The sequence below is a fragment of the Deinococcus planocerae genome (assembly GCF_002869765.1).
Lineage (GTDB): Bacteria > Deinococcota > Deinococci > Deinococcales > Deinococcaceae > Deinococcus > Deinococcus planocerae.
The window spans coordinates 34,644-60,232 of sequence record NZ_PNOR01000005.1; the positions used below are offsets into that span (position 1 = coordinate 34,644).

Genomic DNA, 25,589 nt, shown 5'->3' on the forward strand with positions numbered 1-25,589 from the left:
GACAGACTCTCAACGCCACGGGCGGTCTTCCATCCCCAGCCTCAGGCCGGGTGCAGCCCCGCGAACTCCAGCCCCGTCGTCTCCTCCCAGCCGTGGGCGACGTTGAGGCTCTGGATGGCGTGCCCCGCCGTGCCCTTCACGAGGTTGTCGATGGCGCTCATCAGCACCACGCGGCCCGAGTCCACGTCCATCTCGAAGCCCAGGTCGCAGTAGTTCGTGCCGTCGAGAAGCATGGGGTCGGGGTAGCGGTGGATGCCCTTGGCGACCTTCACGATGCGGATGAAGGGTTCAGCACCGTACACCTCACGGTAGGCGCTCCACACGTCCCGGTCGGAGTACCCGTCAGGAATCCACGCCTGGAGGGTCGAGAGGATGCCCCGCACCCTCGGCGTGCTGATTGCGGTGAGGTGGATGGGGAAGTTGCCGGGAAGCTCCTGCTGCACCTCGGCGGTGTGGCGGTGCCCGACCGGCTTGTACACCCGCAGGCTCCCCGCCCGCTCGGGGTGGTGCGAGGCCTCCGTCGCGCTCGCCCCCGCCGCGCTCGACCCCACGAGCCCCGTGGCAATGATGTCCTTGGGAAGCAGCACCCCCAGCTTGAGCAGCGGGTACAGCGCCAGGATCACCCCGGTCGCGAAGCACCCCGCGCAGGCGATCCGGGTCGCGCCGCGCAACTCCTCGCGGTGCAGCTCCGGATTGCCGTACACCCACTCACCCAGGCGGTCGGGCGTCGGGTGGTCCTCTCCATATGTCGCCCGGTACACCTCCGGGTCCTTGAGGCGGAAGTCCGCCGACAGGTCCACGATCACCCGCCCCTTCCCCTCGAACTCCCCGATGCGCTTCGCCGCGCTCCCGTGCGGCAGGGCAAGGACGATGATGTCGGCCTCCTCCAGCTCCGCCGCCTTGCGGAACTTGAGGTTGGTGCGGCCCCGCAGGTTGGGGTGGACGAGCGCCACGGGCTGCCCCGCGCTGCGCTCGCTCGTCACCTGCGTGACGTTGAGATGCGGGTGCCCCAGCGCCAGCCGCAGGAACTCCCCCCCCGCGTACCCGCTGCCCCCCACGATGGCGACCGAAAGCTGCTCTTGACCAGTCATCCGGCCCAGTTCAGCACAGATGGCGGGGACGAGTGTTTCTCACCTTACGTGCTGAAGGTCGGAGAGCGTTACTGCTTGCCATACACTAAGTCGAGGACCGTAAGAAGGTCGCCGTTCACGGGGTCTCCCGCCTCGGCCCGCCTCCGCACCTCGTCCGACGTCAGCCACTCGCCGCCGCTGAAGTCGTCGGGGTTAAGGGCTGGGATGCCCTCGAACGGCACCTCGTACACGCGGGCGAAGCAGCGTAGGTCGTGGTGGAACGGGTCGAACGTTCCCGCCACCCGCCAGCCTGTCGCCTCCACGTCGAGATTCAGCTCCTCCCGGGCCTCGCGGAGGAAGGCTCGGTCGCAGGACTCTCCCGCCATCACCAGCCCGCCCACGCTGAAGTCGAGCGCACTGGGCCAGCGGGTCTTGTGAGCAGCCCGGCGCGGGATGAAGAGTTCGCCTGACGGGTTGCGTAGGAAAGCCACCACTCCCCACTTGTGCCTGACCCCCTCCGACGCTGAACGCCACAGCACGCCCCTCACCTTTCCCGCGTCGTCCAGCAGGTCGAGGAGTTCGTCCTCCCCCGGTCCTAGCGTGCGTCTCAGCTAGGTGCTGTAATAGGTGATTTGTAGCTCGGGCCGCGCCTCCTGCACTTCCCGCCAGAGGGTGTGTCCCTCGCGCTCGAAGGAGTGCCATTCGTCCTCCCTGACCCGCAGGAAGGCCGCGCGCATGGGCAGGGGAGAGGCCGGGTCGTTCCGGTTCAGCGTGGAGTCGAACGCGGCCGCCCAGGCCAGGAGTCGGGCAGTGAGGTGGGCGGGCAGGTTCAACTCGGCGGGGTCCAGGTCACCTTTCCCTTCTGGAAGCCACAGCGGGAAGCATTGGTGGTCGGCCATGAGACGCGGCGTGTCGGTCATCGGCCTGATCGTCGCATGGGTCGGCGTAGCGTCTGCGCGCATATGCCGTGTCCCCTCCCGGACGCTTGACACGCGTGGACCCGGCTGACTAACTGGACCCGGACATCGACCATCCCCAGGAGGTTCGCCCATGGCCGACCCCTCCACCCTCGCCCTCTTCGTCGTCGCCGCGCTCGCGCTGCTAGCCGTGCCGGGTCCCTCGGTCCTCTACATCGTCGCGCGCAGCCTGCACCAGGGGAGGCGGGCGGGGCTGGTGTCCGCGCTCGGCGTGCAGACGGGCGGCCTCGTCCACGTGCTCGCGGCGGCGGTCGGGCTCTCGGCGCTCGTCCTGTCGTCCGCCCTGCTGTTCAGCGCGGTGAAGTACCTGGGGGCAGCGTACCTCGTGTTTCTCGGCGTGCGGACGCTGCTCGCCCCCGCGGAGGTCCACGCGGTCCAGATGCCCACCCCCAAACGCCTCGGCCAGGTCTTCTGGCAGGGTGCTCTCGTCAACGCACTCAACCCCAAGACGGCCCTCTTCTTCCTGGCCTTCCTCCCGCAGTTCGTTCGCCCCGAGCGCGGCCCGGTGGCCCTCCAGACGCTGACGCTGGGTGCCTTGTTCCTGCTGCTGGCGACCCTCAGCGACGGCACCTATGCCCTGCTGGCGGGCACGGTCGGGAAGCGGCTGCAAGGCAACCGGCTCTTTGCGCGGCGGCAGAAGTACGTGACGGGAGGCGTCTACATCGCGTTGGGAATCGGCACGGCCACGGTCGGGCACAAGTAGGCGCCGGGCGCGAGGACCCAGCCCCACACCCGGCGCCGCTCCGATTTGGACCGCCCCCTACTTCCCCCCGCCGATCAGCGTCAGCCCGACCAGGGTCGGGTTCGCCCCCTTGCCCTCGCTGACCAGGGTCACGCTCTGGATGGTGACGCCTGGCTTGGGGTTCGCCCACTCCAGCACGGGCACGTTCACGTCCAGGCCGTCGCGCGTTTTGCCCGTCCACCCCGGCGCGGCGATCATGCTCGTGGGTACGATGTCCGTCCAGGCGCGGATGTTGCGCCCGTACTCCAGCGGCACGTTGAGCGTGCTCCCGTCTGCATACCGCACCTCGTACCGCCCGATCACGTCGCGGGGGGTGGGGCTGGGCCAGCCCGTCGTGTGCAGGAAGGCGAGGGCGTCCGCCTTGCGCCCCAGTTCGACCGTCGCCCGCTCGGGGAGTCCCCTGGCCGCCGCCCGGTTCCCCCGCAGCATCACGGCCCCGCGCACGTCGAAGCGGTAGGAGCCCAGCCGCACGTTCCCGGTCGGAAGGCTCCGCAGGTCGGTGTCCGGCCCCTTGAGAATCCAGCCCTGCTCATCGTCGTCGGTGAGCTTGCGGGTCACGAGCGGCGCGAGGTTGACCAGGGCGCCCGCCGTATTTCGGTAGGCTCCCGGCGCGTACAGGTCCCGGAACACCGCGTCCGCCCCCACCACCTGCCCCGCCGGATTCCAGAAACTCGCCCCCGCCCGCACGAAGGCCACCCCCTGCTCGGCCTGCCCGTCCCAGATGCTCGGGTTGCCGAAGTACCCCGACCAGCGCGTCTGGATCATGCCCGCGGCCCCGACCCGCGCGGCGGCCCCGGCGAGCCCCTCCGCGTTGCCCGGCTCGTGCCAGGAGGCGCCCAGCACCGGGAAGCCCAGGGCCTTGATGCGCGCGAGCATCGGAAATTCGCTGCCCGGCGCGTAGGCCCAGTACGCGACCTGAATGTCCTTGGGCAACCGCGCGGGCAGGGTGTCGATCACGCTGTCCGCGAAGGCGGCGTCGTGCCAGATCATCGTGCCCACGTTCTGCGCCTTCAGGAAGTCGTGGAGCTTCACGGTGTCGTCCACGAACAGCCGCTCGAACCCCGCCGCCTTCCCGTTCGCCCGCGCGGGGAAGCGGTCGCGGTTGCGCACCTCGTCGTGGCCGATGTGGATGACCCCCGGCTGGAAGACCTGCACCGCCTCGCGCAGCACGGGGAAGATCACCCGGTCGTACGTCTGCGGGTTGAGCGTGTCGTACGCGAAGGGATTCTGCGAGTCCGGGTCCTGCACGAGGTCGAGATTCTTCCCGCCCTGGAACATCCACTGGGTGTGCCCCAGCGTTTCGATCAGGGGGATGACCTCCAGCCCGTGCTCGCGGGCCAGTTTCGCCACCCGCGCCGCCTCCGCCTTCGTCGCGCCGCCGGGGTGCGCCCATCCGCCCGCGCGGGCCACGTCCCACTGGACGTAATTGCTCATCACCAGCACGGCGTTGTACTTGAGCCCCGCCAGCATGGGAATCAGGCGGTCGTTCACCGCCCCGCCCGAACCGTCGAGATACAGCATCGCCACCCGCTGTTTCAGGGCGGGCGCGTCCTGCACGCGGGCGAACCGGATGCCCCCCGGCGTGAGCAGTTGTTGCAACGTCTGAGCGCCGTAATACGCTCCTTTGGGGTCGGCCCCGACCACGTAGGCCCCCGTCCCGTCCACCCACAGCGCGTACCCCTCCACCGCCTCGGTGTACAGGCCCGCCGCCCGCGCCTTCGCCGCCAGCCCCGCGTCCGCCCGCGTGCCGATCACGATGGAGCGGGATCCGCCATCTGGCAGGTTTGCTCCCAGCCGCGTTTTCCACTCGCCCCGCAGGTCGCGCACGGCCCAGCCCAACTCGGGCGCGTTCCCCACCACCCGCACGCCGAGGCCGGAGACGGGGAGCGTGCCTGCCGGGAACTCCGCCTTCTTCGGCTGGGGCACGAGGTTCGAGCTGGGTTGCACGGCCCGCGCGTCAGGGACGGAGGTGACGGGGAGGGGGGTGGCGAGGGCGGGGGAGAGGAGGGCGGTTGATAGGAAGATGCTTGCTAGGCGCACTTGTTTACCTCGGCAGGGAAAGAGGGCAGGCGGGGCCTGCCACCCCCCTCCCCGGCCCTCCCCCACAAGGAGGGAGGGAGAAAAGACCAAAAGGGGCGGCACGCGGCCCAGTCTCCCAGGCCTACGCGCCGCATCTCATCACTTCGTCTGCCCTTACAGGCTCGCGTTCCACGCCTTCACGATGTCGTCAAGGGCCTGCTTGGCGCCCTTCTGGCCGGTCATGGCCGCCTCCACGTTGTCCTTGAAGACCTTGTTGAGCTTGCCCGCGTCGGGGTACACGAGGGTCAGGTCCCGGGCCTTTTTCAGCTCGGTGCTGGCGACGAGCCTGCCCTGGTCGGTGGCGTTCTGCCCGCCCTGCTTGAAGAACTTGTCCGTGCTCGCTCTCACGGTGCTCGGGAAGGTCGTCTTCGTGACCTTGGAGAAGGCGAGCTGGTTCACGTCGTTCGTGAGGAACAGCGCCAGCTTCTGCGCCAGCGCCTTGTCACGGGCGCCCTTGGGCACGGAAAAGCCCATCAGCGGCGTGTGGATGACGTTCCCCGCGATGTTGATGGGGTAGGGCGCCACCTTCGTCAGGTCGTACACGGCCTTGTTGTCGTTCGCCACCCGCAGGATGAACTGCGGCCCGGTGATCAGCATCCCCAGCTTGCCGCTGGAGTACAGCTCGGTCGCGGCGGTGAAGCCCCGGCGCATGGTGTCTTCGGGGATGTACCCCTTCTTGTACAGGTCCACGTACGTCTGGAGGAGCTGCACGTGCTGCGGCGAGTTGAACACCGCCTTGCCGCCCGACTTGTCGAAGACCGGGAGGCCCGCCTCCTGGAAGAGGTACAGCAGGTTGAGGTTGTTGATGTTGGGCACGAAGCCGTACATGCCCGTCTTGTCCTTGATCTGCCGGGCGGCGGTGATCAGCGTCTGGATCGTGCGGGGTGGGTTGTTGGGGTCCAGGCCCGCCTTGCGGAAGATGTCGGTGTTGTACGCCACCACCTTCGGCGACCAGTACCACGGCACGCCCATGACCTTGCCGTCGTACGTGAAGGTATTCAGCGGGCTGGGGAAGTACAGCTTCCTCTGCGCGTCCGTCAGCGTCAGCGGCTCCAGCGCCCCCTGGTCCACCATCTTCACCACCATGTCGGAAGACAGGTTCACGGCGGCGGGCGGGCGGCCCGAGGCGATGGCGGCGAGGAGCTTTTGCTCGATGGCCGAGGCGGGCACGTCCACCCACTTCAGGTCCACGTTGGGGTTTTCCTTCTCGAACTGGGCGACGAGCCGGTTCATCTCGTCGTTGAAGAGGGGCGCGAGCGCAATCGTCCAGAACTCCATCTGCGTCTTCTGCGCGCTGGCGCTGCCGAGGGCGACGAGGGCGGCGGTCACGATGAACTTCTTCATGGGCACTCCTTGAGAACAGGCTTAGGGCGTGCCCAAGACTGTAGCGTGAGGTTCCTGAAGTCGTCTGAGAGGATGGGGGCGGGGTCTCATGTGGGGCGGGAGACGGAGGGCCCTGTTACGGTGGCGGGGTGCGAACGCACCTGTTGGGTCTCGCTGGACGAGAAGTACTGATTGATCACGAGGAAGAGTTGCGTGAGCATCTGGCACCCGTGCAAGAGGGCCGCCCCGCCGAGGTTTGGCTAGAGGATGCTCAGATCTACCGCCACGGCGAGCGGGCTCCGTGGCTAAACTGGCACGACGATTCCACGCGCCAGGCCCGGGGGTCCTACTTCCCGCCTATTCCGTCCAGCACAAGCCCCACGATCTGCTCGGCCAGGCGGGGTCTGACCACCGACGGCTGCAACTCGGCGAACTCCGCCAGCAGCCCCAGGAAGGCCCAGGCCACGAACTCCGTGTCGTGGGGGGGCAGTTCACCGCGCTGGACGCCCCCCTCCAGAAGGTCGCGCACCGGCCCGTACAGCCGCGTCATGAAGCCCCGCGTCATGGCCTCGGCGTGCTCCTGGGGCAGGAAGCGCACGGCGTCTCGCAGGATGTGCTCGGGGCCGCCGCTGTGTTCCAGCGTCCAGCGCGCCACGGCCTCCAGCCCGGCACGGGCGCCCTCCGCCGCCGTGATCGCCGCCGCCAGCCCGTCCCCGTGCCGCCTCAGGCTCCGCTCCCCCACCGCCAGGATCAGCGCGTCCTTGCCCTCCGGGAAGTGGTGGTAGAGCGTGCCCTTCGTGACGCCCGCCGCCCGCGCCACATCGTCCATCGACATGCCCGCGTAGCCGCGCCCCGCCAGCAGTTCCCCCGCCCGGTCGAGGATGGTCTCCCGCATGGGGGCCCCGCCGCCCGCCGCCGCAGAACGCCGGGGGCGACCGACTGGATTCTTTGAACGCGTGCCCGGCGCCACAGCTTGTTCCCCTCCTCCCGGCAGTGTACCCTATGATAATCAATCGACCGGTCGGTTGATTGCGGCGGCACGACGCGGACTCCCTACCCCTGAGGAGGATGGTTATGACCCTGGCGACCCGTTTCCGTTCCTTGACGCTCCCCGACGCCCTTCTGGCCGCTGGACGGAACATGGCGAGGAGGCTGGAGCGAGCCCTCGTTGAAGCCGTGACCGCCGTCCGTGATCTCGCGCTCCGGGTGGCGGATCACCTGCCGGGGAGGTTGGGGCTAGGCTCTGCCGGGTCGGACGTGCCCGCCGTGGCGGCCCGGGATGAGTCGGGGCCACTCCTGCGTCTGGCGGCCCTCGCCGTCCCCTTCCTGAGTGTCGGGCTGGGGGTGCTCAGCGGCACGCGCGGATGGTTCGGGCCGAGGATCGAGGACCTGTCGGACCGGCAGAACTCGGGCATCCTGATCCTGCCGGTCAACGGTGCTTTCAGCATCTGGGGCGCGATCTACCCGGGGCTGCTCGGGCTGGCCGCCGCGCAGGCGTTCGGGCCGGGCCGGGACAATCCGCGCTATGCCCGGGCCCGCCTGCCCCTGATCGTCAACATGATCTTCAACTTCGTCTGGTTCGTCGCCACCCAGCGCGAGCGGCGCCTCGTGTCGGTCGCCGTGCTCCTCGGGCAGTTCGTGACGGCGCTGTGGCTGTACCTCCGGCTGGAGATTCCCCGGGTCCGGGTCGGGGGACTCGAACGCCTCTTGCGGGGTTCGGCCAGCCTCTACGCCGGGTGGTTGACCGTTGCCAGCGTCATCGGCATCGCCTCGGCGCTGGAGTTCGTCGGCTTCAGCGGCCTCGGACTGGGGGCGGAAGTCTGGGCCGTGGTCATGCTGCTCGCGTGCGCGGCCACCGGCCTCCTCGGGCGCTTCAGGTGGCGCGATCCCGTGTACGGCGCCGTCTTCGTATGGGCCTTCGCCGGAGTCGCGGTGAAAGCGGGGCAGCCGCAAAGCGTCGTGCTGACCGCGTGGCTGCTCGCCGCCGGGGTGCTGGTCTCGTTGCTTCCCCTCGTTCCCCAACGCGGGCCCGTTCCGGCCTGAGCGGACGAGCCGCATCCACGAGGGGGCGAGGGGCCTAGCCCGCCGCCCCCCGCACCGCCTGCGCAAACCAGCGCGTCACGTGATCCGGGCGGGTGATCGCGCTTCCCACCACGACCGCGTGTGCCCCCCGCCGCAGCGCCTCCGCCGCCAGCTCGGGCGTGTTCAATCGGCCCTCGGCAATGAAGGGGAGGCCCGCCGCGCGCAGGGCGTCCATCAGGGCGAAGTCGGGCCCCGGCTGCCTGGGGCTGTGCGGTGTATACCCGCTCATCGTCGTGCCCACGATGTCCGCGCCCGCCGCGTAGGCCGACCGCGCCTCCTCCAGGGTGCTGATGTCCGCCATCGCCAGAGCGCCCGCCGCGTGTGTGGCCTCCACGAGTTCGGCCACGGTGTGGGGCCGGGGCAGGTCCGTCCCGTCGAAGGCCACCACGTCCGCGCCCGCCTGGGCCACCTCCCGCACCTCCTCCGGGGTGGCGGTGATGTACACCTCCGTGCCCGGGTGGTTGTTCTTCGTCAGGCCGATGATGGGGACGCTCCCGCCCTCCGCCTCCAACATGTCCCGCACCGCCCGGATGTCCTCGCCGCTCCGCAGCCGCAGCCCCGAGGCGCCGCCCACCAGGGCGGCCCGGCTCAGCGCCACGATCAGGGGCACTTCCCGCAGCGGGCTCCCCTCGTCCGCCTGCACGCTCACGATCAGTTGGCCCCGCAACCCCGCCAGGATGGAATGCATGGGGGTCAGGATACGCACCGGGCCCCCGCCTCGCTTACCCTGTGGCGCGTGACCCTTCCTCAACCCGGCGCGTTTGTGATGGTGGACATCCCCGGCCCTACCCTCGACCCGGACACGGCGAACCATCTGCGGCGGCACGGCATCCGCAGCGTGTGCCTCTTCGGCAAGAACGTGCAGGACGCCGCGCAACTCCGCGGGCTCTGCGCCGACCTGCGCGACCTGATGGGGGAAGGTGCCCTGATCGCCCTCGACCACGAGGGGGGCGCGATCCTGCGCCCGACCTTCTGGCCCTTCGCCCCCTCGGCGATGAGCCTCGGCGCGGCGGACGACGCGGGGCTCACCGAGGACGTGAACGCGGCGCTGGCCCGGCAACTGCGCTCCGTCGGCGTGAACTGGAACTTCGCCCCCGTGCTCGACGTGAACGTGAACCCGGCCAACCCGGTCATCGGCGACCGGGCCTACGGCGCGGACCCCGTTCTCGTCGCGCGGCACGGCGCGGCGGCCCTGCGGGGGCACGCGCGCGAGAGGGTCGCGGGCTGCGTGAAGCACTTTCCCGGCCACGGCGACACGCACCTCGACAGCCACCTCGCCCTGCCCCGCGTGCGGAAGTCCCGCGCCGAGCTGGACGCGGTGGAATTCGCCCCCTTCCGCGCCTGCCTGACGGGCGCCCCCGCCGTGATGACCGCCCACATCATCTACGACGCGCTCGACCCCGAACACCCGGCCACCCTCTCCCGCGCGGTCCTCACCGACCTGCTGCGCCGCGAGTGGGGCTACGGGGGCGTGACCGTCACCGACAGCATGGGGATGCAGGCCATCGACGCGAACTACGGGCGCGGGGAGGCGGCGGTCCTCGCCCTCCGAGCCGGGGCCGACCTCGTGATGGCCCTGGGCCGCCGCGAGGCGCAGCAGGCGACCCTGGCCGCCATCGGGGACGCGCTGACGGGCACGCTCGACCGGGGCGAGGTGGAGGCGAGCCTGGAACGCCTGCACACCCTCGCCGCCGCCCACCCCGCCGGGGCGGACCCGGCCCCCGGTCCCCAGGACGACGCGGCGCTCTTCGCGGAGGGATGGGCACGCGGGTTGACGGTCTACCGCGCCCCGGTTGCGCCCCCTCCCGGCACCCGTGTCCGCCTCGTCGCCGGGCGCAAGGTGACCCGCGAGAACGTCAGCGAGGCGAGCGTGGACGCGGGGATGCTCGCCCGCGACCTCGGCGCCGTGTACGAGGTGGACCTCCTCGCCTACGACGACCCCGCCGATCTCGACTGGGAGGCGATCCGCGCCCCCGGCCTCCCCGTGATCCTCGCCACGACGGCCCGGCACCGCTCGGCGGCTCTTCGACTCGCGCGGCCCGACCTGCACCTCGCGCTCTACAACCCCTATGCCGTCCTCGACGTGCCCGCCCCCGCCGTGCTCACCTACGGTTTCCGCCCCGAGGCCCGCGCCGCGCTGGTCGCGTGGCTGCGCGGGGAAGCGGGGGCCCCGGGCCGACTGCCGTTCAGCGACGGTGGGTGAGGGGGTCGCTCACCTCTCCCACACCCACGCCCCCGGCGCCGCCGCCACCCCCAGCGCCCGCGGCCCGGTGTGGACGTTGAGCACCGGATTCACGCCCGCGAAGCCCGACCAGACGATGGGATGCCGCCCCTGGATCGCCTCCAGCAGCGTGTCCGCATCCTCCCGCACGCTGCCGTACAGCAGGCCCAGGCGCAGGGGCGTGCCTTCCCCGTAGCGCCGGGTGACCTGATCGGCAACCGCCAGGGTGGCGCCCTTGTAGCTCCGGGCGCGGCCCACGTTCGTGTAGGCGCCCGTCTCCCGCTCCACGGTGATGACGGGCTTGAGGTTCAGGAGCCCGCCCAGCGTGGCCTGCACCCGACCGATCCGTCCGCCCCGCCGCAGGTACTCCAGCGTCTCGATGGTGAAGTACAGCTCGGTCTCCTCGTAGGTCCGCCGCACCCAGTCCAGCGCCGTCTCCAGCGTCTCCCCGCGTTCGGCGGCGGTGACGGCGGCATGGACCTGGAAGGCCTGCGCCGCGCTGATCGTCCGGGTGTCGTGAATGGTGACGGGAAGCTCCGGCACGACCGATTGCGCCTGCTCGGCGGCGTTGCGGCTGCCCGAGAGCCCGGCGCTGATGGTGAGGGCGAGCACCGGGAGGACCGTCCCACTCTCCCGCTCCCCCGCCGCGCGGCAGGCCTCCGCCCAGTCCTGCGGGGTGGGCTGGCTGCTCGTGGGGTGGACCGGGTTGGTCTGGAGTTCGCGGTATAGCTCCTCGCGGGTAATCTCGTGCATCCGGTACGTCGTGGAGCCGAAATTCAGGCTGAAGGGCGCGACGGGCACGTCGTTTTTCAACCCCGCGAACGCGTCCAGCCCGCCGTCGGTGGCGACGCCGAAGAGGGGCCTCACCGCAGCTCCTGGCCGTTCATCTGCTCGACCAGCCGCAGCATGGCGCTGTAGTCCGCCCCCGCACCGACGGTCGTGGCCGCCGCACGGACGAGGGCCGCCGTCTGCGTCAGCACCGGCGCGCTCGCCCCCGCCTCCCGCACCACGTCGGCGGCGATGCCGGTGTCCTTGGCGAGCAGCCCGAGCGTGAAGGTCACCGGAAACTCGCGGGTCAGCACCCGCTGCCCGATCAGGCTCTCGGTGGGGTAGCTGCGTCCGCTGCTCGCGTTGATCACGTCGAGCGCCGCATGCAGGTCCACCCCCGTGCGCGCCAGCGCCGCCAACCCCTCGCCCGCCGCCCACATGTTCACGGCCATCAGGGTGTTGTTCACGGCCTTCACCGCGAAGCCCGCCCCCACCTCTCCCATGTGCACCACCCGCCCCGCGAAGGCGAGGTCCCCCCGCACCCGCTCCAGCACCCCCGCGTCCCCGCCCACCATCACGGTGAGCTTCCCCGCCTCGGCACCCCACGGCCCGCCGCTCACGGGCGCGTCGAGAAAGGCGACGCCCCGCTTCCGTAGCCGCGCCGATTGCCTCCTGGCCGCCTCCGGGTGCCCGCTCGTGCAGTCCACCCAGGTCGCGCCCTCCCGCAAATCGCCGATCAGCGCGTCCATCACCCCGTCCCCCTCGGCGCTCGTGGGCAGGCAGGTGAAGATCACGTCGGCCCCAGCCACCCCGGCGAGGTCCACCGCCTCGCCCCCGAACTCGGCGGCGTGCGCCTCTGCCTTCGAGCGGGTGCGGTTCCACACGAGGGCGCGCCCGCCCTGTGCCTGCCTATGCCGGACGACGTGGGCGGCCATCGGCCCACCCATCGCGCCCAGGCCGAGAAATGCGGCTGTTCTGGTCATATCGCCCCCAGGCTAAGGGCCGCGCCACCCGCATGGCCGGAAGCTGAACCGAGTCCAGAAAAGCGGTGCGGGGGTGGGGCGGCGTATCCTGCCCCCCGTGTTCGCGGCCCTCCTCAACGTCGTGCTGCCCGTCGTGCTCGTCGCGGGGGTGGGGGCCGTGCTCGCCCGGCGTTTTCCACTCAGCCAGGACACCCTCGGCAAGGTCAGCCTCAACGCCCTGACCCCCGCCCTGGCCCTGAGCAGCCTGCTCGGCACGACGGTCACGGCCCAGGCGGGCCTCCGGCTGGCCGTGGCGTACTTCGCGCTCGCCCTGCTCGGCGTGCTCGTCGCCTTTCTCGCCGCCCGGGGCGTGCCGGGCCCCACCCGCCGCGCCGTCATGGCGAGCGTCGCCATCGGCAACAACGGCAACTTCGGGCTGCCCATCGCCCTCTTCGCCCTCGGGCAGCCGGGGCTCGACCAGGCGGTCATCATCTTCCTGTGTTCGGTGGTGCTGACCTTCACCCTGGGGCCGCTGCTGTACGGCTCGTCGGGGGGCGCGCGGGCGGGACTGGCCGCCGTCGGGCGCCTCCCCGTCGTGTGGTGTATCGCCGCCGCGCTGCTCGTCCGCCTCCTCGACGTACCGCTGCCGCTCGGCCTGCGCCGCGGCATCGACCTTCTCGGTCAGGCCGCCCTGCCGATGGTGCTGCTCTCGCTCGGCATCCAGCTCGGACAGGCGGCGCGGGTGGCTTTGAACCGCCCCATCCTGACCGCCGTCGGCCTGCGGGTGCTCGCCATGCCCGCCCTCGCGCTCGGGCTGGGGTTGCTTCTCGGCCTGCGCGGGCTGAACCTTCAGGGCCTCGTGCTGGCGTCGGCCATGCCCACCGCCGTCAACGCCTTCCTCCTCGCCCGCGAGTACGGGGCGGACGCGGACACGGTGGCGAGTGCGGTCGCCCTGAGCACCCTCGCCAGCGTGGCGACGGCGGCCCTGGTGGTGACGCTGCTGCCGGGCATCGGGCGGCTGGGATGAAGACGGCAAAACCATCGCCAGAGTCAACCTCTGTAGAAGTTCGATGGCATCAAGTGATTTTGGACAGGAGCGCCGTCACGTCATGACAGACCGAGTATTCTTGTTGTTGCATTCCTATGAAAGTCCTTATGGCGAGGACATAATCAGAATTACAGGTGTCTATTCTTCGCGAACGGCGGCTGAGCAGGCGGTGATCAGGTTGTGCAACCTTCCGGGCTTCTCAGATCACCCAAATGGTTTTCTATTAACGAATTTGAAATTGACGAGGATCATTGGACCTCGGGTTTTGGCGGTGCGGGGTTGGATTGGCCGATGGAGGATCGTTGACCATCTAACCCTCTGCTCTTTCACCTGGCAGCCTCAGCTCCCCACCCCGTTCCTCCACCTGAAACCGCTCCCGCAAAAACCTCCCCTGCGTCATCAGGCGGTCGGCGGCGGCGTGGTCGTGCCGCAGCGCCTCGCGCACTCCGTCCTCGATCAGGGCGAGCTGTTCGGCGAGGAGGGTGTCGGCGGGCTGGCCCTGCCCGGCGAGGCGTTCGCGCGCCCCCTCGGTGAGGGCCAGGTACGCCCGGACCGTCTCGGGGAGGTACGTCCGCCGCGTCTCCGCCAGGAGGTAAGCCGTGCGGGCGTCCGCCGTGCCGGGTGCGGCTTGAGCGTCCGCCACCGCACACAGGATGGCCCACGCCCGCGTCCGCTGCGGTTCGGGAAGCCGCAGCACGAGCGATTCCACGGGCGCCGGCGCCGGGGTAGGCAGAGGCTTCGCGGCGGCGGGCAAGGCCTCCCCACGTCCCGGCGGCAACCTCGCCGCCCGCCGCCCCGCCTTCGTCGTGTTGTCCACGTAGACGATCAGCGCGATGCCGCCGAAGATCACCAGCAGCAGCAACACCGCCGTCACGCGCCCGCCTCCCTGTGCCTCATGCGCCCATTGTGCGTGACCTCAGTCCCCCGGTTTGGCCGCCGCCACCCCTTGTCCCTGTTGCCCTTGCAGGCTCTTGAGGTCGAGCAGGAAGTTCCCGTCGGCGGGCAGCATCACCGTGTTAATGCCGGGCGAGAGCTTCTCCGCCACCGTCAGTTGGATGAGCTGCGGATTCTCGCGCAGGGCCCGCCCGCGCAAGCTGAGGGCCTCCGCCTCGCCGCGCGCCCGCGCCACCGCTGCCCGCGCCTGCCCCTCGGCCTCCACGACCGCGCGCTGGGCGCTGATGTTGGCCTGCTGGAGCCGGTTGCGCTCCACCGCCACCTGCTGCTCGGCGGTCTGCTTTTGCTCGATGGCCTTGGCGACGCTCTCGGGAATCTTGAGTTCCCGCAGCAGCACTGCGTCGAGCCGGATGTTGTTGCGCGTGAATTCCTGTCTCAGCGCCTCGGAGACCTTGACCTCCACCGCCTGCCGCTGGGTGCTGATCAGGTCCGCCGCGTTCACCTGCCCGATGGCGTCGCGCACCTTGGAGCGGATCTCGGGCGCGATGAGCACCCGCTCGTAGGCCGGGCCGAGCTTCTGGTGCAGTTCCGCCGCCCGCCCCGGGTTGATCGCGTAGCGCACCGTCACGTCCGCCGTGATGTCCAGCCCCTCCTTGCTGCGCGCCCGGATCGCCCCCTCGTCCCCCTCGCCCCGCGCGTGCGAGAGCGTGACCTCCTGCGTCCGCGTCGAGTACAGGTTCACCCGGTCGATAAACGGCGTCACGAAGTGCACCCCCTCCTGAAGGGGCTGGGCCCGCACGCCGCCGAGCGCGCTGAACACCACCCCCACGTTCCCGGCGGGCACCACCCGGAGTCCTTGCGCCACCACCAGCCCGGCGAGCGCCAGCCCCCCCACGATCAGCCCCAGCCGCACGGGAAGGCCCCGCCTCGGGGCCCCCTCGCCGCCCTGCTCCTGTCTGTTGGTCATGCCTCACGGTACGGGTTGGACGCCCCCGCCGTTCCCTCACTCCCCCGACACGTACACCCAGCGCCCCTCCAGCCGCGCGAAGGTGCTCCGCTCCCGCAGGCGGTGGGTGCGTCCCCCCACCCGCAGAACCGCCGTGAACGTCACCTCGTTCCCCTCCGCCCGGTGGACCGTCAGGCCCTGGTATCGCGCCTCGTCAGCGTCCAGGTCGAGGTCGGGCGGGCACGTCTGCGGGTGCCACGTCCGCCGCACGTAGGCCGTGTCGCGCAGGGCATAGGCCGAGTACCGCGAGCGCATCAGCTCCCCCGGCGTGGTCGCCTCCCGCTCGCCCCGGTGCAGGGGCCCGCAGCACGCGCCGTAACTCCGCCCCAAACCGCACGGGCAGGGCTTGAAGACGGGAAAGGGGAGGGGCATGGCGCCGAGGATAGCGGGCATACTGGGCCCCGATGACCGCCCCTGACGTGATCACCTCCCTGCAAAATCCGCACGTCAAGCGCCTCGTCCGGTTGCGTGGACGCCGCGAACGCGAGCGTGAGGGCGTCATCCTGATCGAGGGGGCCCGCGAACTCTCCCGGGCGGTGGCGGTGGGCGTCCTGCCCCAGACCCTCTACCTCTGCCCGCCCCTGTTCAGCCCGGAGGCGCGCGAGGTGGCTCCCTCCTTCCCCGGCACTCCCGTCCTCCTCTCCCGCGAGGCGTTCGAGAAGGTCAGCGGGCGCGAGAATCCCGACGGCCTGCTCGGGGTTGCCCCCGTGCCCGACCCAGCCCTGCCCGACCCTGACGGCGACGCCATCCTCGTCGTGCTGCGCGGCCTGGAAAAGCCCGGCAACGTGGGCGCGATCCTGCGGACGGCGGACGCGGCGGGGGCCTCCGGCGTCATCGTCCTCGGGCGCGGCGCCGACCCCTACGGCCCGAACGTGATCCGCGCTTCTCAGGGCAGCGTCTTTACCCTCCCCGTCGCCGTGCTGGAGGAGGGAGAGGCGCTGGAGTGGCTCGCGGGGCGGGGGTTCACGCGCGTCGCCTGCACCCCCGACGCCCCTCACGTCTACTGGGACGCGCCGCTGACGGGCCGGGTCGCCCTCGTCCTGGGGGCGGAGCACGAGGGGTTGCCGCCGGAGTGGCGGGCCGCCGAACTCCCCGTCCGCGTCCCCATGCACGGCGCCGCCGACAGCCTGAACGTGGCGACCGCCGCCGCGCTCGTCTTGTACGAGTGCCTGAGACAGCGCCGGCGGCCCGGAGGGTAGGCCGGACGCGGTGCTAGCCTCTGCGGCATGACGACAACCTTGCCAAGACGCGCCGACGTGCCGCGCGAGCAGACCTGGGACATCGAGGCGCTCTTTGCCACCCCGCAGGACTGGGAGGCGGAGGCACAGGCCCTGCCCGGACTCATCGACGCCCTGGGCCAGCACGCCGGGCGGCTCGGCAGCGGCCAGGGCGCCCTCGCCGCCTACCTCCGCGAGGAGGGCGAGGTCGAGTTGCGGCTCACCCGCCTGCTCTCCTACGCGAGCATGGGCGCGAGCGTGGACGGGCGCGACGCGGAGGCCGCCGCCCGCCGCGACCGGGCCAACGGCATCGCCGCGCGGTACGCCAGCGTGACCGCCTTCGCCCGCCCCGAACTCCTCGCGCTCGACGAGAAGGCGGTGCGGGAGTGGCTGACCCACCCCGACCTGCAAGGCCACCGCATCCGTTTCGAGCGGTTGTGGCGCACCCGCGAGCACGTCCGCTCCGCCGAGGTGGAAGAACTCCTCGGCGCCGTCCAGGCCCCCTTCGCCTCGGAACGCGGCATCCACCCCGCCCTCGCCAACATGGACCTGCGCTTCGGCACCGTGTCCTCCGGGAGTGGGGGCGGCGAGCCCGTCACCCAGGGCAACGTGGACCGCCTCACCTCCGATCCCGACCGTGACATTCGGCGCCAGGCCTGGGAGAACTATACGGGCGCCCACCTCGCCGTCCGCCACGCGCAGGCCGCGATGTACGCGACGAACGTCCGCCAGAACGTCTTCCTCGCCCGCGCCCGCCGCTACCCGGACGCGATCACGGCGACCCTCGCCCCCGACCGCATCCCGCTGGGGGTGGTGACCACCCTCCTGGACACCTACCGCGCCCACACGCCGACCTGGCACCGCTACTGGAACGTGCGCAAGAAGTGGCTCGGCCTCCCCGAACTGCGCGAGTACGACGTGAAGGCCGCCCTCGTCCCCCCGCGCGAGGTGAGCTACGGGCAGGCGGTCGAGTGGATCGCGCAGGGCATGGCCCCCCTCGGCGAGGACTACGTGCGGGAGCTGCGGGTGGGCCTGACCGAGGAGCGCTGGGTGGACTACGCCGCCAACGAGGGCAAGCGTCAGGGCGCCTACTCCGCCGGGGCCGGGCGCGTCAAGCCCTACATCTTCATGACCTGGAACGGCACGATGTCGAGCTACTCGACCCTCGCCCACGAGATCGGCCACTCCATGCACTCGCTGCTCTCCCAGCGCGAGCACCCCTTCAGCGTCCCCCGCTACACCCTCTTCCACGCCGAGGTGGCGAGCAACTTCGATCAGGCGATGGTGCGGCAGTTCCTCCTGAAAGAGGCGCGCGGGGCGGGCGACACCGACTTCGAGGTGGCGATCATCGAGGAGGCGCTCGCCAATTTCCACCGCTACTTCTTCATCATGCCGACCCTGGCCGCCTTCGAGCTGGAGTGCTACCGCCGCGTCGAGGCGGGCGGCACGCTGAGCGCCCCCGACCTGATCACGCTGACCGCCGACCTCCTGGCGCAGGGCTACGGCGACGGCGTGACAATGGACCGCGAGCGCAGCGGCATCCTCTGGGCGCAGTTCTCCACCCACCTCTACGCCAACTTTTACGCCTACCAGTACGCCACCGGCATCAGCGCCGCCCATCAGCTCCTGACCCAGTTCGGCGCCGACCCGGAGGGCGCCCGCGAGCGTTACCTCGCCTTCCTGCGCTCCGGCGGCAGCCTCGACCCCATCGACGCCCTGCGAGGGGCCGGGGTGGACATGCTCTCCCCGGAGCCCGTGGAGGCGACCTTCCGCACGCTGGCCGGCTATGTGGACCGGCTGGAGGAGCTGGCGGAGGAGCGGACCTAAATTAATACAAGTTGGCCCAAGGCTCAAGGAGGCCCGGCGCCGCTTCCAGAACGCAACCGCCCTGCCCGAAGAAGTTCCAGGCTCTGGGCAGGGCGCCTCTGCCTCCTCTGTCACGAGACGGCTTCTGTGGGCGTGGCCGTGGCCCGGTCTCCGACCCGGACGAGGACCTCGTAGAGCATCAGCAGCAGTACGGCGGCGATCACGATGCACAGGCCGATCAGTTCCAGTCCGCCCGCGCGGGCGATCACCCCGACCAGCGCGGTGAGGACCGCTCCTCCCAGCCCCGCCGAGGCGATCTGGAAGCCGATGGCGCTGTTCGCGTGCGCCCTGCCGACGCGCCCCGGGGTCAGGCTGATCAGCGAGGCGAAGATGGGGGCGAGGAAAAAGCCGACCATCATCAGCCCGGCGACGGCGAGCGGGCGGGTCGGCTCCAGCCAGAACAGCAGGGCCCCGAGGGCGCTGGCAACGAGGCAGAGCCGCAGCGTCCCCACCAGCGCAACCCGGTGGGCGATCACTCCGAACAGAATCCGCCCGACCATCAGGCTGCCCCAGTACAGGCTCACGAACAGCCCCGCCGCCCCCTCCGGCACCCCGCGCCCCAGCGTCAGCAGCGAGTAGCTCCACTGCGCGGTCGCCATCTCCAGCCCGGAGTAGAAGAAAAAGGTCAGCATCCCCAGCCAGACGATGGGGCGCCGCAGCGTGTCGCGGGTGCGGGCCGCCGGGACAGGCGCGGCGCCCTCGCCGCCGGACGGCGCGGCGTCCACCCATCTCCGGCGGGTCAGGGCGAAGACGAGGGCCAGCAGCACCTGGGCGCCCCCGACGATGACGTAACTCCAGCGCCAGACGTTCCCGGAGTTCAGCACCGCCGTGACGATCAATGGCCCGAGGGTGGTCCCCAGCCCGAAAAAGGCGTGCAGCCAGTTGAGGGTGCGGGCGCTGAAGTGCGCCGCGCCGTAGGCGTTCAGCCCCGCGTCGACGGCCCCCCCGCCCAGCCCGGCCAGGAAGCCCAGCGCCAGCAGCAGCGGCCACAGGGGCGTGAGGGCAAAACCCAGCAGGGCGAGTGCCGCCGCCAGCGTGGAAAGCGCGAGCACCGTGCCGATGGGAAGCGCCCGCAAAATCCGCCCACTGAGGAAGCTGGAGGTCAGGTACCCCGCCATCTGAACGGCGGCCAGCAGGCCGAGCGCGTCGAGCGGCACCCCGAAGTCGCCACGAATAGACGGCCACGACACGCCCAGAAGGCCGTCGGGCAGCCCCAGGCTGATAAAGGCGAGAAACGCCAGCAGGGCGAGCAGGGGGCGCCTAGGCATGGGACCGATTACAGCAAAAAACCCCCGCGAAAACCCGAACACGCGCAGTTGTGCATGCTCAGCTCGCGTTCGGGGTCCGCTGCCTCCCCCCGGAAGACGAATCGTGTGGACCCGGCGTGACCGTCTGCTCAGGCGGGGCCAACCGGACGTCCCGCACGTCCCCCTCCTGTGTGGCAGGGCCTCGGACGGTGCCGGGCGAGGGCGTGCCCCGCCCGTCGGTGCTGGAGACGACCGCACATCCCGCCGACGGCCCGTTGATCACGCCGTCCTTGAGCTGCGCCCCTTCGGGGGAGGTGGTCAGGCCAGGTTCCGGCCCCGATGGCGCGCCTTACCCAGCCTGACCCCGCACTTCTCTCCAGAAGAAGACAAGTTTCACAAGCACCTATGTTGTTAGAACATTCACTTGATTGGAAAAGAGGAAGGGGTGAGTCTCCCCACCCCCTCCCACCCCTTACGCCTGAGGCTGCTGGAGCTGCGGGCCGGGCACGAAGCCTTCGAGCGCCGCGTAGTCGTCCTGGAAGTGCATCAGCACGCCGCCGAAGAGGGTATCGAAGGTCTCCTGGGGCATCTCGGCGAGGGTGGGGTAAAAGCCCACGTATTCGAGCCAGACGTTGCCCTCACCGTCGATGGAGCGCGAAAAGGCCCGCTCGCGGTTGCGGTCGTTGAGCATCATCGCCACGTCGAGGCGGCGCTCGGGGTAGGCCTTCTGGGTCACGCAGGTGATCTCCAGGCGGCTGGTGTTGTTGGGGCCGTCGTTCACGGAGACGAGCACCGCCGCGTCGCCCATCTCGAAGCGCCAGCCCATCCGGATGAAGCGTTGACCGTTGTTCTCCTCGAGATCGAGCTGAACTTCCTTGTCGCGCAGGTACTTCGCCAGCGTGTCCAGCGTCAGCAGCGCCGTTTCCATCGTCATCGAAACCATTCCTCCTCTAAGGGGGTGAAACCCGGGCCGATTCTAACATCCTGCCCCCGCTGCGGGGCCCGGCCCGAGTGACCGAGCTTACACCCGCTCCTTGGGGGCGCGGCTCAGCACCTCGTAGCCGCCTTGGGTCACGAGCACGAGGTCCTCGATCCTCACCCCGCCCACCCCCGGCAGGTACGCGCCAGGCTCAATGGTCACCACCATCCCCGCCTCCAGCACATCCTCGCTGCCCTTCCGGAGGCCCGGCCCCTCGTGGATGTTCAGCCCCACCCCGTGCCCCAGCGAGTGCGCGAACGCCTCGCCCAGCCCGTGCCGCTCCAGAACGCCGCGGGCCAGCGCGTCGAGGTCCGCCGCCCGCACCCCGGGCCGCACGGCGGCGACGGCGGCCTCCTCCGCCTCCAGCACGGCGCCGTACACGCGGCGCATCTCCTCGGTCGGCGTGCCCACCGCCACCGTCCGCGTCATGTCCGAGTGGTAGCCCCGCAGCCGCGCCCCGAAGTCCACCGTCACGAGGTCGCCGTCCTCGATCACCCTTTCCGACGCCACCCCGTGCGGCATCGCCCCGCGCGGCCCGCTCGCCACGATCACGTCGAAGCCGACCGAGGCCCCCGCCCGCCGCAGGCCCAGTTCGAGTGCCAGCGCCACGTCGAGTTCGCGCACCCCCGCCCGGATCATGGGCCGCACCTCCCCGAACACCCGGTCGGCGAGATCCTGCGCCTCGCGGATCGCCTGCACCTCCTCCGGCGTCTTGACCAGCCGCAGCGCCTCCACCAGTCCGCGGGTCGGCACCAGCGTCGCGTCCCAGTGCGCCCGCAGGTCCTCCAGCCCGGCCACCGTCAGGTGCTCGGCCTCGAAGCCCACCCGCAACTCCTTCACGGCGGAGGCGGCGTGTTCGTACGTCTCCGGCGGGCGGGCGATGTGCTGCGGCACCCGTGACTCCTCCCGCGCCTGCACGGTGTAGCGCGCGTCGGTGTACAGGAGCGCCCCCTGCGCCGTCACGAGCACCTTGCCGTCCGAGGAACTCGAAAACCCTGTCAAAGCGCGCACGTTCGCCGGACCGCTCACCCACAGGGCGTCCACACCCGCGCGCGCGAGCGCCGCCCTCAACCCCTCCAGTTGGCTCATCGCCGGGCAACGTAACACACGGCGCGGCAACCGCTCTTCTGCGCGGCGCCCCCTCTGTCCCCACCGTGGGGACAAGGTGCCGGGGGCCGGGCGAGGCGGCTTATACTCCTTCCTCGGGACAAAAGTAAGCCAAGGTCAGTCGGCCCACCCAGAGCCACAGGAGGAGAAACCGTGAAGCTTCACGAGTATCAGGGCAAGGAACTCTTGCGCCGCTTCGGCGTCAACGTGCAGGAGGGCAAGGTCGCCTACACGCCCGACGAGGTGCGCGACATCGCCCGCGAGTTCGGGCAGCCCGTCGTCGTCAAGGCGCAGGTCCACGTCGGCGGACGCGGCAAGGCGGGCGGCGTCAAGTTCAGCCCCAACCTCGACAAGGCCTTCGAAAACGGCCAGAACATCCTCGGCATGGACATCAAGGGCCTGACGGTGAAAAAGGTCCTCGTCACCAAGGCCGTCGATATCGACGCGGGCACCGAGTACTACGTCGGCATGATCGTGGACCGCAATGTCCAGAGCTACACCCTGATGGCCTCCGCGGAGGGCGGCATGGAGATCGAGGAGGTCGCCGCCGCCACCCCCGAGAAGATCATCAAGCACCGCGTGGACCCGGTGACCGGCCTGCGCCCCTTCGAGGCGCGCGAGGTGGCGATCCAGGCAGGCTTTGGGGGCAACCTGAACAAGATCGCCGACATGATGGTCAAGATGTCGGAGGCGGCCCTGAAGATGGACGCCGTGCTCGTGGAGATCAACCCCCTCTTCGTGGACGAAGGCGGCACGCCGCTGGCGCTCGACACCAAGTTCGAGATCGACGACAACGCCATGTACCGCCACAAGGACCTCGCCGACTGGCGCGAACTGGAGGCCGAGCACCCGCTGGAGATCGAGGCCAGCAAGTACGGCTTCGCCTACGTCAAGCTCGACGGCAACGTGGGCGTGCTGGGCAACGGCGCCGGGATCGTGATGACCTCCCTCGACGTGGTGAACCGCGCCGGGGCCAAGCCCGCCAACTTCCTCGACATTGGCGGCGGCGCGAAGGCCGACATCGTGTACAACGCGGTCAAGCTCGTCTCCAAGGACCGCGACGTGCAGGCCATCTTCATCAACATCTTCGGCGGCATCACCCGCGCCGACGAGGTGGCGAAGGGCGTGATCCAGGCGCTCAACGAGGGCATCCTGACCAAGCCCGTCCGCATGAGGATCGCGGGCACGGCGGAGGAGGAGGCCAAGGCGCTGCTCGCGGAAGTGAACAGCCCCCTGATCCAGATGTACCCCGACATGTTCCAGGCTGCCGAGGCCGCCGCACAGGAGGCGAACAAGTAATGGGCATCCTCGTCAACAAGGACAGCCGGGTCATCGTCCAGGGCATCACGGGCCGCGAGGGCGCCAACCACGCCCGCGCGATGCGCGAGTTCGGCACGCAGGTCGTCGCGGGCGTGACCCCCGGCAAGGGCGGTCAGGAGTTCGAGGGCTGGCCCGTCTACAATTCCGTCGCCGAGGCGAAGGAAAACCACGACGCCAACGTCTCCATCATCTTCGTGCCCCCCGCCGGGGCCGCCGACGCCGTGCTCGAAGCCGCCCACGCGGGCATCCCATTGATCGTCCTGATCACCGAGGGCGTGCCCACCGTCGACATGATGCGCGCCGTGCAGGAGGTCAAGGCCCTCGACGCGATCAGCCGCGAGCAGGGTGGTGAAGGCATCCGCCTGATCGGCGGCAACTGCCCCGGCCTGGTGACCAGCGGCGAGTGCAAGGTGGGCATCATGCCCAACAAAATTTACGGGCAGAAGGGCCGCGTGGGCCTGATCTCCCGCTCGGGCACCCTGACCTACGAGGCCGCCAAGCTCCTCGGCGACGCGGGCCTGGGCACCAGCACCACGGTCGGCATCGGCGGCGACCCGGTGATCGGCACGACCTTCGCGGACGTGCTCCCGATGTTCGAGGCCGACTCCGAAACGGACGCCGTGGTCGTGATCGGCGAGATCGGTGGCGCGGATGAAGAGGCCGCCGCCGAGTACATCGCTGGGAACATGAAGAAGCCCGTCGTCGCCTTCATCTCGGGCCGCTCGGCCCCCAAGGGCAAGCGCATGGGCCACGCGGGCGCGATCATCATGGGCGACGTGGGCACCCCCGAGAGCAAGCTCGCCGCCTTCGCCGCGGCGAACGTGCCCGTCGCCGACACCATGCCCGAGATCGTGGACCTCGTGAAAAAGGCGCTGAACGTCACCGCCTGAAACTCAACAGGAGCAGGGGAGAGGGGGCCGGAGCCGTGCGCTTCGGCCTCCCTTTCTTTGCCTCGCAAGCATTGGACGAGAGATTCGTCTCCCTGAGCCCTCCGCTCCACTCAAGGGTAAGCTCCGCGAAGGGTCCTCAAGCTTGGGGATGCTTCACTGCGCTCAGCATGACAACGTGTTTGCGCCGTGCCATACCTCAATTGAGGGCAAGGCGTTTCTTGGTCACGGGTGGGCGGCTGGGCTGGTCACACGCCCCCTCACCCGTTGCTGCGCAACGCCCTCCCCCACAAGGGGAGAGGGTCAACAGAGCGAAGATGTTCAATAACCCGGCGTCAGTTCCAGTCAACTGGCCGTCAGGCCCGCGCGTAGACTGGGAGCATGAAGACTCGCCTCCTCCCCCTCGCCGCGGCCCTCCTCGCCCCGTCGGCAGGGGCCCTCACGGTGACGGGGAGCGTGGCGGGCAATGTCTCGCCCGAGACCCGCGTGAGCGTGTGGGCCGTCAGTGCCTCCGGCCAGCCCGTGCAGGAGATCGCCAGCGTGCCCGTGACCTCGGGTGGACGCTTCCGCCTCGACCTGCCCGGGAACGCGCCCGCCCCCCGCGCCCTGACCCCCCTCAGCGCCCAGAACGTCTCCTGGCCCGGCGTCCTCGATCCGGTTACCGTCAGCGCCCCCGCCCAGGCCGCCGAGCTGAAGTTCTTCACCTACCGTGACGCGAACCGGAACGGCACCCGCGACGAGGGCGAGACGCTGAACGAGGCGACGGCCAACGTGGGGCGCGGCACCCTCTTCGTCGTCTGGGTGGGGGGCGACGTGACGGTGAAGGCCAACCGGGGGTATGAGGCGGCCCTCAAACGCGGCTGGAACGCCCTGGTGGTCGAGGTCGCGCGGGCGGTGAAGGTCGCCCCCTACGCGGACGGCTCGGCGGAAGTGACGTTGCAGGCGGGGCGGTGAGGGGAGAGGGCTTAGGGAGTTGACTCCGGCTTTCCTCTCCAGGTAATGCCTGGACCCTGTGTCAAGATCGCTTCATGAGCAACGAGATTCCCGAAGACATCTTGCAAACCCTTCGAATCTGCGCCCTGGCCCGCGCATTCGGTAACCGGCACCAGCGCTGGGACTGGGTAGATAACGAAGATTTCCATGTCAAGCTGCCCTCCGAACACATGCTGTACCTTTTCGATCACGAACTGATCGAAGACGCCAACCAACCCGTCTATGGGGGGCCTCCCGGTACGAGCACCTTCTACGATTGGCGAATTACAGCAAAAGGGCAGAACTTACTCCGCGCGTACAACCTGTCACTCACCCCGCGGGGTAGTTCGGTCGATCAGCGATAAGAGTAATGGAACGGGCGCATAGAAACTCTACTGCCGCCCGTTCCTCTCCTCATTCCTCAAGTACCGCCCCTCGCCCTTGACCTCACTCCGCTCGTGCCCCTCGTGCAGGTCGTTGGGTTCCCCGGCGTTGGGGTCCACATTCACCCACACACCCGCGACCTCATCCACGCCGACTTCCAGGTGGACGTGCCCGTCCACGCGCATGATCTGATCCTCGGGAATCCAGTGCGTACCACCGCCCGCCCTGACCTTCACGTAGGCACCCTCGACCCGCTCGACCGTGCCTATGTCGGCGCCGTCCGAGCCGCGCACGCCCATGCCGTGCTGGATCGAGCGGCGCAGGTGCGGCTCCATGCGGCGGGCGAGGGCGCGGCGGTCGTCCTGCGGGTTGTCGCGGTTCTGGTTCATGGGGGGCCTCCACCCCCGGTTGTACCCGCCCGGAGGGGGAGGCGCGGCA

Annotated in this window: 26 protein-coding genes; 10 read left to right on the forward strand and 16 right to left on the reverse strand. The window is 70.1% G+C overall.

The window, feature by feature from the left end; translation table 11 throughout:
• Positions 1-41: 41 nt before the first annotated feature.
• The 3 genes from argC to A7B18_RS03925 all read right to left on the reverse strand — a co-directional run bounded on the left by argC (position 42) and on the right by A7B18_RS03925 (position 2,032).
• Positions 42-1,091 carry an N-acetyl-gamma-glutamyl-phosphate reductase gene (gene argC / locus A7B18_RS03915; protein WP_102125356.1) on the reverse strand — a complete coding sequence of 350 codons (1,050 nt, stop codon included), beginning with the start codon at positions 1,089-1,091 and terminating at the stop codon, positions 42-44.
• Between the two features lie 68 nt (positions 1,092-1,159).
• Positions 1,160-1,618 carry an NUDIX hydrolase gene (locus A7B18_RS03920; RefSeq protein WP_342747134.1) on the reverse strand — a complete coding sequence of 153 codons (459 nt, stop codon included), beginning with the start codon at positions 1,616-1,618 and terminating at the stop codon, positions 1,160-1,162.
• Positions 1,619-1,681: 63 nt separating this feature from the next.
• Positions 1,682-2,032, reverse strand: a complete 351-nt coding sequence (locus A7B18_RS03925) for a hypothetical protein (protein WP_146009452.1) — start codon at positions 2,030-2,032, stop codon at positions 1,682-1,684.
• Between the two features lie 88 nt (positions 2,033-2,120).
• Here A7B18_RS03925 and A7B18_RS03930 point away from each other — a divergent pair, with 88 nt between their 5' ends.
• Positions 2,121-2,750 carry a LysE family translocator gene (locus tag A7B18_RS03930; RefSeq protein ID WP_102125360.1) on the forward strand — a complete coding sequence of 210 codons (630 nt, stop codon included), beginning with the start codon at positions 2,121-2,123 and terminating at the stop codon, positions 2,748-2,750.
• 57 nt (positions 2,751-2,807) lie between these two features.
• Here the strand turns inward: A7B18_RS03930 and A7B18_RS03935 are convergent, their stop codons facing one another.
• The 3 genes from A7B18_RS03935 to A7B18_RS22230 form a co-directional block, all read right to left on the reverse strand.
• The gene (locus A7B18_RS03935) at positions 2,808-4,829 is read right to left on the reverse strand and encodes a beta-N-acetylhexosaminidase (protein WP_102125362.1); all 2,022 of its coding nucleotides are present in this window, start codon (positions 4,827-4,829) and stop codon (positions 2,808-2,810) included.
• 153 nt (positions 4,830-4,982) lie between these two features.
• Positions 4,983-6,212, reverse strand: coding sequence for an ABC transporter substrate-binding protein (locus A7B18_RS03940; protein WP_102125364.1), 1,230 nt, complete (start codon positions 6,210-6,212; stop codon positions 4,983-4,985).
• Positions 6,213-6,537: 325 nt separating this feature from the next.
• Positions 6,538-7,086: a TetR/AcrR family transcriptional regulator gene (locus tag A7B18_RS22230; protein WP_219722088.1), complete on the reverse strand. Its 549-nt coding sequence runs from the start codon at positions 7,084-7,086 to the stop codon at positions 6,538-6,540.
• 179 nt (positions 7,087-7,265) lie between these two features.
• Between A7B18_RS22230 and A7B18_RS03950 the strand changes: the two genes are divergently transcribed.
• A complete protein-coding gene (locus A7B18_RS03950; RefSeq protein WP_102125366.1) occupies positions 7,266-8,234 on the forward strand; it encodes a hypothetical protein in 969 nt (322 codons plus the stop codon).
• Positions 8,235-8,268: 34 nt separating this feature from the next.
• Here A7B18_RS03950 and A7B18_RS03955 read toward each other — a convergent pair whose 3' ends face one another.
• Positions 8,269-8,961 carry an N-acetylmannosamine-6-phosphate 2-epimerase gene (locus A7B18_RS03955; protein ID WP_102125367.1) on the reverse strand — a complete coding sequence of 231 codons (693 nt, stop codon included), beginning with the start codon at positions 8,959-8,961 and terminating at the stop codon, positions 8,269-8,271.
• A 48-nt stretch (positions 8,962-9,009) separates the two neighbouring features.
• On the opposite strand from A7B18_RS03955, the gene A7B18_RS03960 reads away from it, so the two are divergent.
• Complete coding sequence (locus A7B18_RS03960; RefSeq protein WP_342747135.1) at positions 9,010-10,476, forward strand: glycoside hydrolase family 3 protein; 1,467 nt, start codon at positions 9,010-9,012, stop codon at positions 10,474-10,476.
• 9 nt (positions 10,477-10,485) lie between these two features.
• Here A7B18_RS03960 and A7B18_RS03965 read toward each other — a convergent pair whose 3' ends face one another.
• A complete protein-coding gene (locus A7B18_RS03965) occupies positions 10,486-11,361 on the reverse strand; it encodes a DegV family protein (RefSeq protein WP_102125369.1) in 876 nt (291 codons plus the stop codon).
• Complete coding sequence (locus A7B18_RS03970; RefSeq protein ID WP_102125371.1) at positions 11,358-12,245, reverse strand: NAD(P)-dependent oxidoreductase; 888 nt, start codon at positions 12,243-12,245, stop codon at positions 11,358-11,360. The genes A7B18_RS03965 and A7B18_RS03970 overlap by 4 nt, the downstream gene beginning before the upstream one ends.
• 97 nt (positions 12,246-12,342) lie before the next feature.
• Between A7B18_RS03970 and A7B18_RS03975 the strand changes: the two genes are divergently transcribed.
• Complete coding sequence (locus A7B18_RS03975) at positions 12,343-13,251, forward strand: AEC family transporter (protein WP_180970011.1); 909 nt, start codon at positions 12,343-12,345, stop codon at positions 13,249-13,251.
• A gap of 331 nt (positions 13,252-13,582) precedes the next feature.
• Here A7B18_RS03975 and A7B18_RS03980 read toward each other — a convergent pair whose 3' ends face one another.
• From A7B18_RS03980 to A7B18_RS03990, 3 genes are read right to left on the reverse strand one after another with little or no spacing between them, the layout of a single operon-like run.
• Positions 13,583-14,146 carry a hypothetical protein gene (locus A7B18_RS03980; RefSeq protein ID WP_102125373.1) on the reverse strand — a complete coding sequence of 188 codons (564 nt, stop codon included), beginning with the start codon at positions 14,144-14,146 and terminating at the stop codon, positions 13,583-13,585.
• A 42-nt stretch (positions 14,147-14,188) separates the two neighbouring features.
• Complete coding sequence (locus A7B18_RS03985; RefSeq protein ID WP_102125375.1) at positions 14,189-15,133, reverse strand: prohibitin family protein; 945 nt, start codon at positions 15,131-15,133, stop codon at positions 14,189-14,191.
• A gap of 36 nt (positions 15,134-15,169) precedes the next feature.
• Positions 15,170-15,544 carry a YchJ family protein gene (locus tag A7B18_RS03990; protein WP_102125485.1) on the reverse strand — a complete coding sequence of 125 codons (375 nt, stop codon included), beginning with the start codon at positions 15,542-15,544 and terminating at the stop codon, positions 15,170-15,172.
• Between the two features lie 32 nt (positions 15,545-15,576).
• Between A7B18_RS03990 and A7B18_RS03995 the strand changes: the two genes are divergently transcribed.
• Both A7B18_RS03995 and pepF read left to right on the forward strand, forming a co-directional pair.
• Positions 15,577-16,371: a TrmH family RNA methyltransferase gene (locus tag A7B18_RS03995; RefSeq protein WP_102125376.1), complete on the forward strand. Its 795-nt coding sequence runs from the start codon at positions 15,577-15,579 to the stop codon at positions 16,369-16,371.
• Between the two features lie 27 nt (positions 16,372-16,398).
• Positions 16,399-18,216 (forward strand): oligoendopeptidase F, encoded by a 1,818-nt coding sequence (pepF, locus tag A7B18_RS04000; protein ID WP_102125378.1) that lies wholly within the window; start codon positions 16,399-16,401, stop codon positions 18,214-18,216.
• A gap of 110 nt (positions 18,217-18,326) precedes the next feature.
• Here pepF and A7B18_RS04005 read toward each other — a convergent pair whose 3' ends face one another.
• The 3 genes from A7B18_RS04005 to A7B18_RS04015 form a co-directional block, all read right to left on the reverse strand.
• Positions 18,327-19,523, reverse strand: a complete 1,197-nt coding sequence (locus A7B18_RS04005) for an MFS transporter (protein ID WP_102125380.1) — start codon at positions 19,521-19,523, stop codon at positions 18,327-18,329.
• A 451-nt stretch (positions 19,524-19,974) separates the two neighbouring features.
• Entirely contained in the window at positions 19,975-20,436 is a 462-nt protein-coding gene (locus A7B18_RS04010) for a YbjN domain-containing protein (protein WP_102125382.1), read from the reverse strand.
• Positions 20,437-20,523: 87 nt separating this feature from the next.
• Complete coding sequence (locus tag A7B18_RS04015) at positions 20,524-21,570, reverse strand: M24 family metallopeptidase (RefSeq protein ID WP_102125383.1); 1,047 nt, start codon at positions 21,568-21,570, stop codon at positions 20,524-20,526.
• 171 nt (positions 21,571-21,741) lie between these two features.
• Here A7B18_RS04015 and sucC point away from each other — a divergent pair, with 171 nt between their 5' ends.
• From sucC to A7B18_RS21245, 4 genes are all read left to right on the forward strand, one after another.
• Entirely contained in the window at positions 21,742-22,887 is a 1,146-nt protein-coding gene (gene sucC / locus A7B18_RS04020; RefSeq protein WP_102125384.1) for an ADP-forming succinate--CoA ligase subunit beta, read from the forward strand.
• Entirely contained in the window at positions 22,887-23,798 is a 912-nt protein-coding gene (sucD, locus tag A7B18_RS04025) for a succinate--CoA ligase subunit alpha (protein WP_102125385.1), read from the forward strand. Before sucC ends, sucD begins: the two co-directional genes overlap by 1 nt.
• A gap of 378 nt (positions 23,799-24,176) precedes the next feature.
• Complete coding sequence (locus A7B18_RS04030) at positions 24,177-24,749, forward strand: hypothetical protein (RefSeq protein WP_102125386.1); 573 nt, start codon at positions 24,177-24,179, stop codon at positions 24,747-24,749.
• 74 nt (positions 24,750-24,823) lie between these two features.
• Positions 24,824-25,132, forward strand: coding sequence for a hypothetical protein (locus tag A7B18_RS21245; protein ID WP_146009453.1), 309 nt, complete (start codon positions 24,824-24,826; stop codon positions 25,130-25,132).
• Positions 25,133-25,159: 27 nt separating this feature from the next.
• Here the strand turns inward: A7B18_RS21245 and A7B18_RS04035 are convergent, their stop codons facing one another.
• The gene (locus tag A7B18_RS04035; RefSeq protein WP_102125387.1) at positions 25,160-25,540 is read right to left on the reverse strand and encodes a DUF2171 domain-containing protein; all 381 of its coding nucleotides are present in this window, start codon (positions 25,538-25,540) and stop codon (positions 25,160-25,162) included.
• Between the last annotated feature and the right edge of the window lie 49 nt (positions 25,541-25,589).

What these genes read in the sequence shown, in the direction of transcription:
- argC (WP_102125356.1), bottom strand. Translation starts at nt 1,091, where the DNA reads ATGACTGGTCAAGAGCAGCTTTCGGTCGCCATCGTGGGGGGCAGCGGG.
- A7B18_RS03925 (WP_146009452.1), bottom strand. Translation starts at nt 2,032, where the DNA reads ATGCGCGCAGACGCTACGCCGACCCATGCGACGATCAGGCCGATGACC.
- A7B18_RS03930 (WP_102125360.1), top strand. Translation starts at nt 2,121, where the DNA reads ATGGCCGACCCCTCCACCCTCGCCCTCTTCGTCGTCGCCGCGCTCGCG.
- A7B18_RS03940 (WP_102125364.1), bottom strand. Translation starts at nt 6,212, where the DNA reads ATGAAGAAGTTCATCGTGACCGCCGCCCTCGTCGCCCTCGGCAGCGCC.
- A7B18_RS22230 (WP_219722088.1), bottom strand. Translation starts at nt 7,086, where the DNA reads ATGCGGGAGACCATCCTCGACCGGGCGGGGGAACTGCTGGCGGGGCGC.
- A7B18_RS03950 (WP_102125366.1), top strand. Translation starts at nt 7,266, where the DNA reads ATGACCCTGGCGACCCGTTTCCGTTCCTTGACGCTCCCCGACGCCCTT.
- A7B18_RS03955 (WP_102125367.1), bottom strand. Translation starts at nt 8,961, where the DNA reads ATGCATTCCATCCTGGCGGGGTTGCGGGGCCAACTGATCGTGAGCGTG.
- A7B18_RS03970 (WP_102125371.1), bottom strand. Translation starts at nt 12,245, where the DNA reads ATGACCAGAACAGCCGCATTTCTCGGCCTGGGCGCGATGGGTGGGCCG.
- A7B18_RS03985 (WP_102125375.1), bottom strand. Translation starts at nt 15,133, where the DNA reads ATGACCAACAGACAGGAGCAGGGCGGCGAGGGGGCCCCGAGGCGGGGC.
- A7B18_RS03990 (WP_102125485.1), bottom strand. Translation starts at nt 15,544, where the DNA reads ATGCCCCTCCCCTTTCCCGTCTTCAAGCCCTGCCCGTGCGGTTTGGGG.
- A7B18_RS03995 (WP_102125376.1), top strand. Translation starts at nt 15,577, where the DNA reads ATGACCGCCCCTGACGTGATCACCTCCCTGCAAAATCCGCACGTCAAG.
- pepF (WP_102125378.1), top strand. Translation starts at nt 16,399, where the DNA reads ATGACGACAACCTTGCCAAGACGCGCCGACGTGCCGCGCGAGCAGACC.
- A7B18_RS04005 (WP_102125380.1), bottom strand. Translation starts at nt 19,523, where the DNA reads ATGCCTAGGCGCCCCCTGCTCGCCCTGCTGGCGTTTCTCGCCTTTATC.
- A7B18_RS04010 (WP_102125382.1), bottom strand. Translation starts at nt 20,436, where the DNA reads ATGACGATGGAAACGGCGCTGCTGACGCTGGACACGCTGGCGAAGTAC.
- A7B18_RS04015 (WP_102125383.1), bottom strand. Translation starts at nt 21,570, where the DNA reads ATGAGCCAACTGGAGGGGTTGAGGGCGGCGCTCGCGCGCGCGGGTGTG.
- sucD (WP_102125385.1), top strand. Translation starts at nt 22,887, where the DNA reads ATGGGCATCCTCGTCAACAAGGACAGCCGGGTCATCGTCCAGGGCATC.
- A7B18_RS04030 (WP_102125386.1), top strand. Translation starts at nt 24,177, where the DNA reads ATGAAGACTCGCCTCCTCCCCCTCGCCGCGGCCCTCCTCGCCCCGTCG.
- A7B18_RS21245 (WP_146009453.1), top strand. Translation starts at nt 24,824, where the DNA reads ATGAGCAACGAGATTCCCGAAGACATCTTGCAAACCCTTCGAATCTGC.
- A7B18_RS04035 (WP_102125387.1), bottom strand. Translation starts at nt 25,540, where the DNA reads ATGAACCAGAACCGCGACAACCCGCAGGACGACCGCCGCGCCCTCGCC.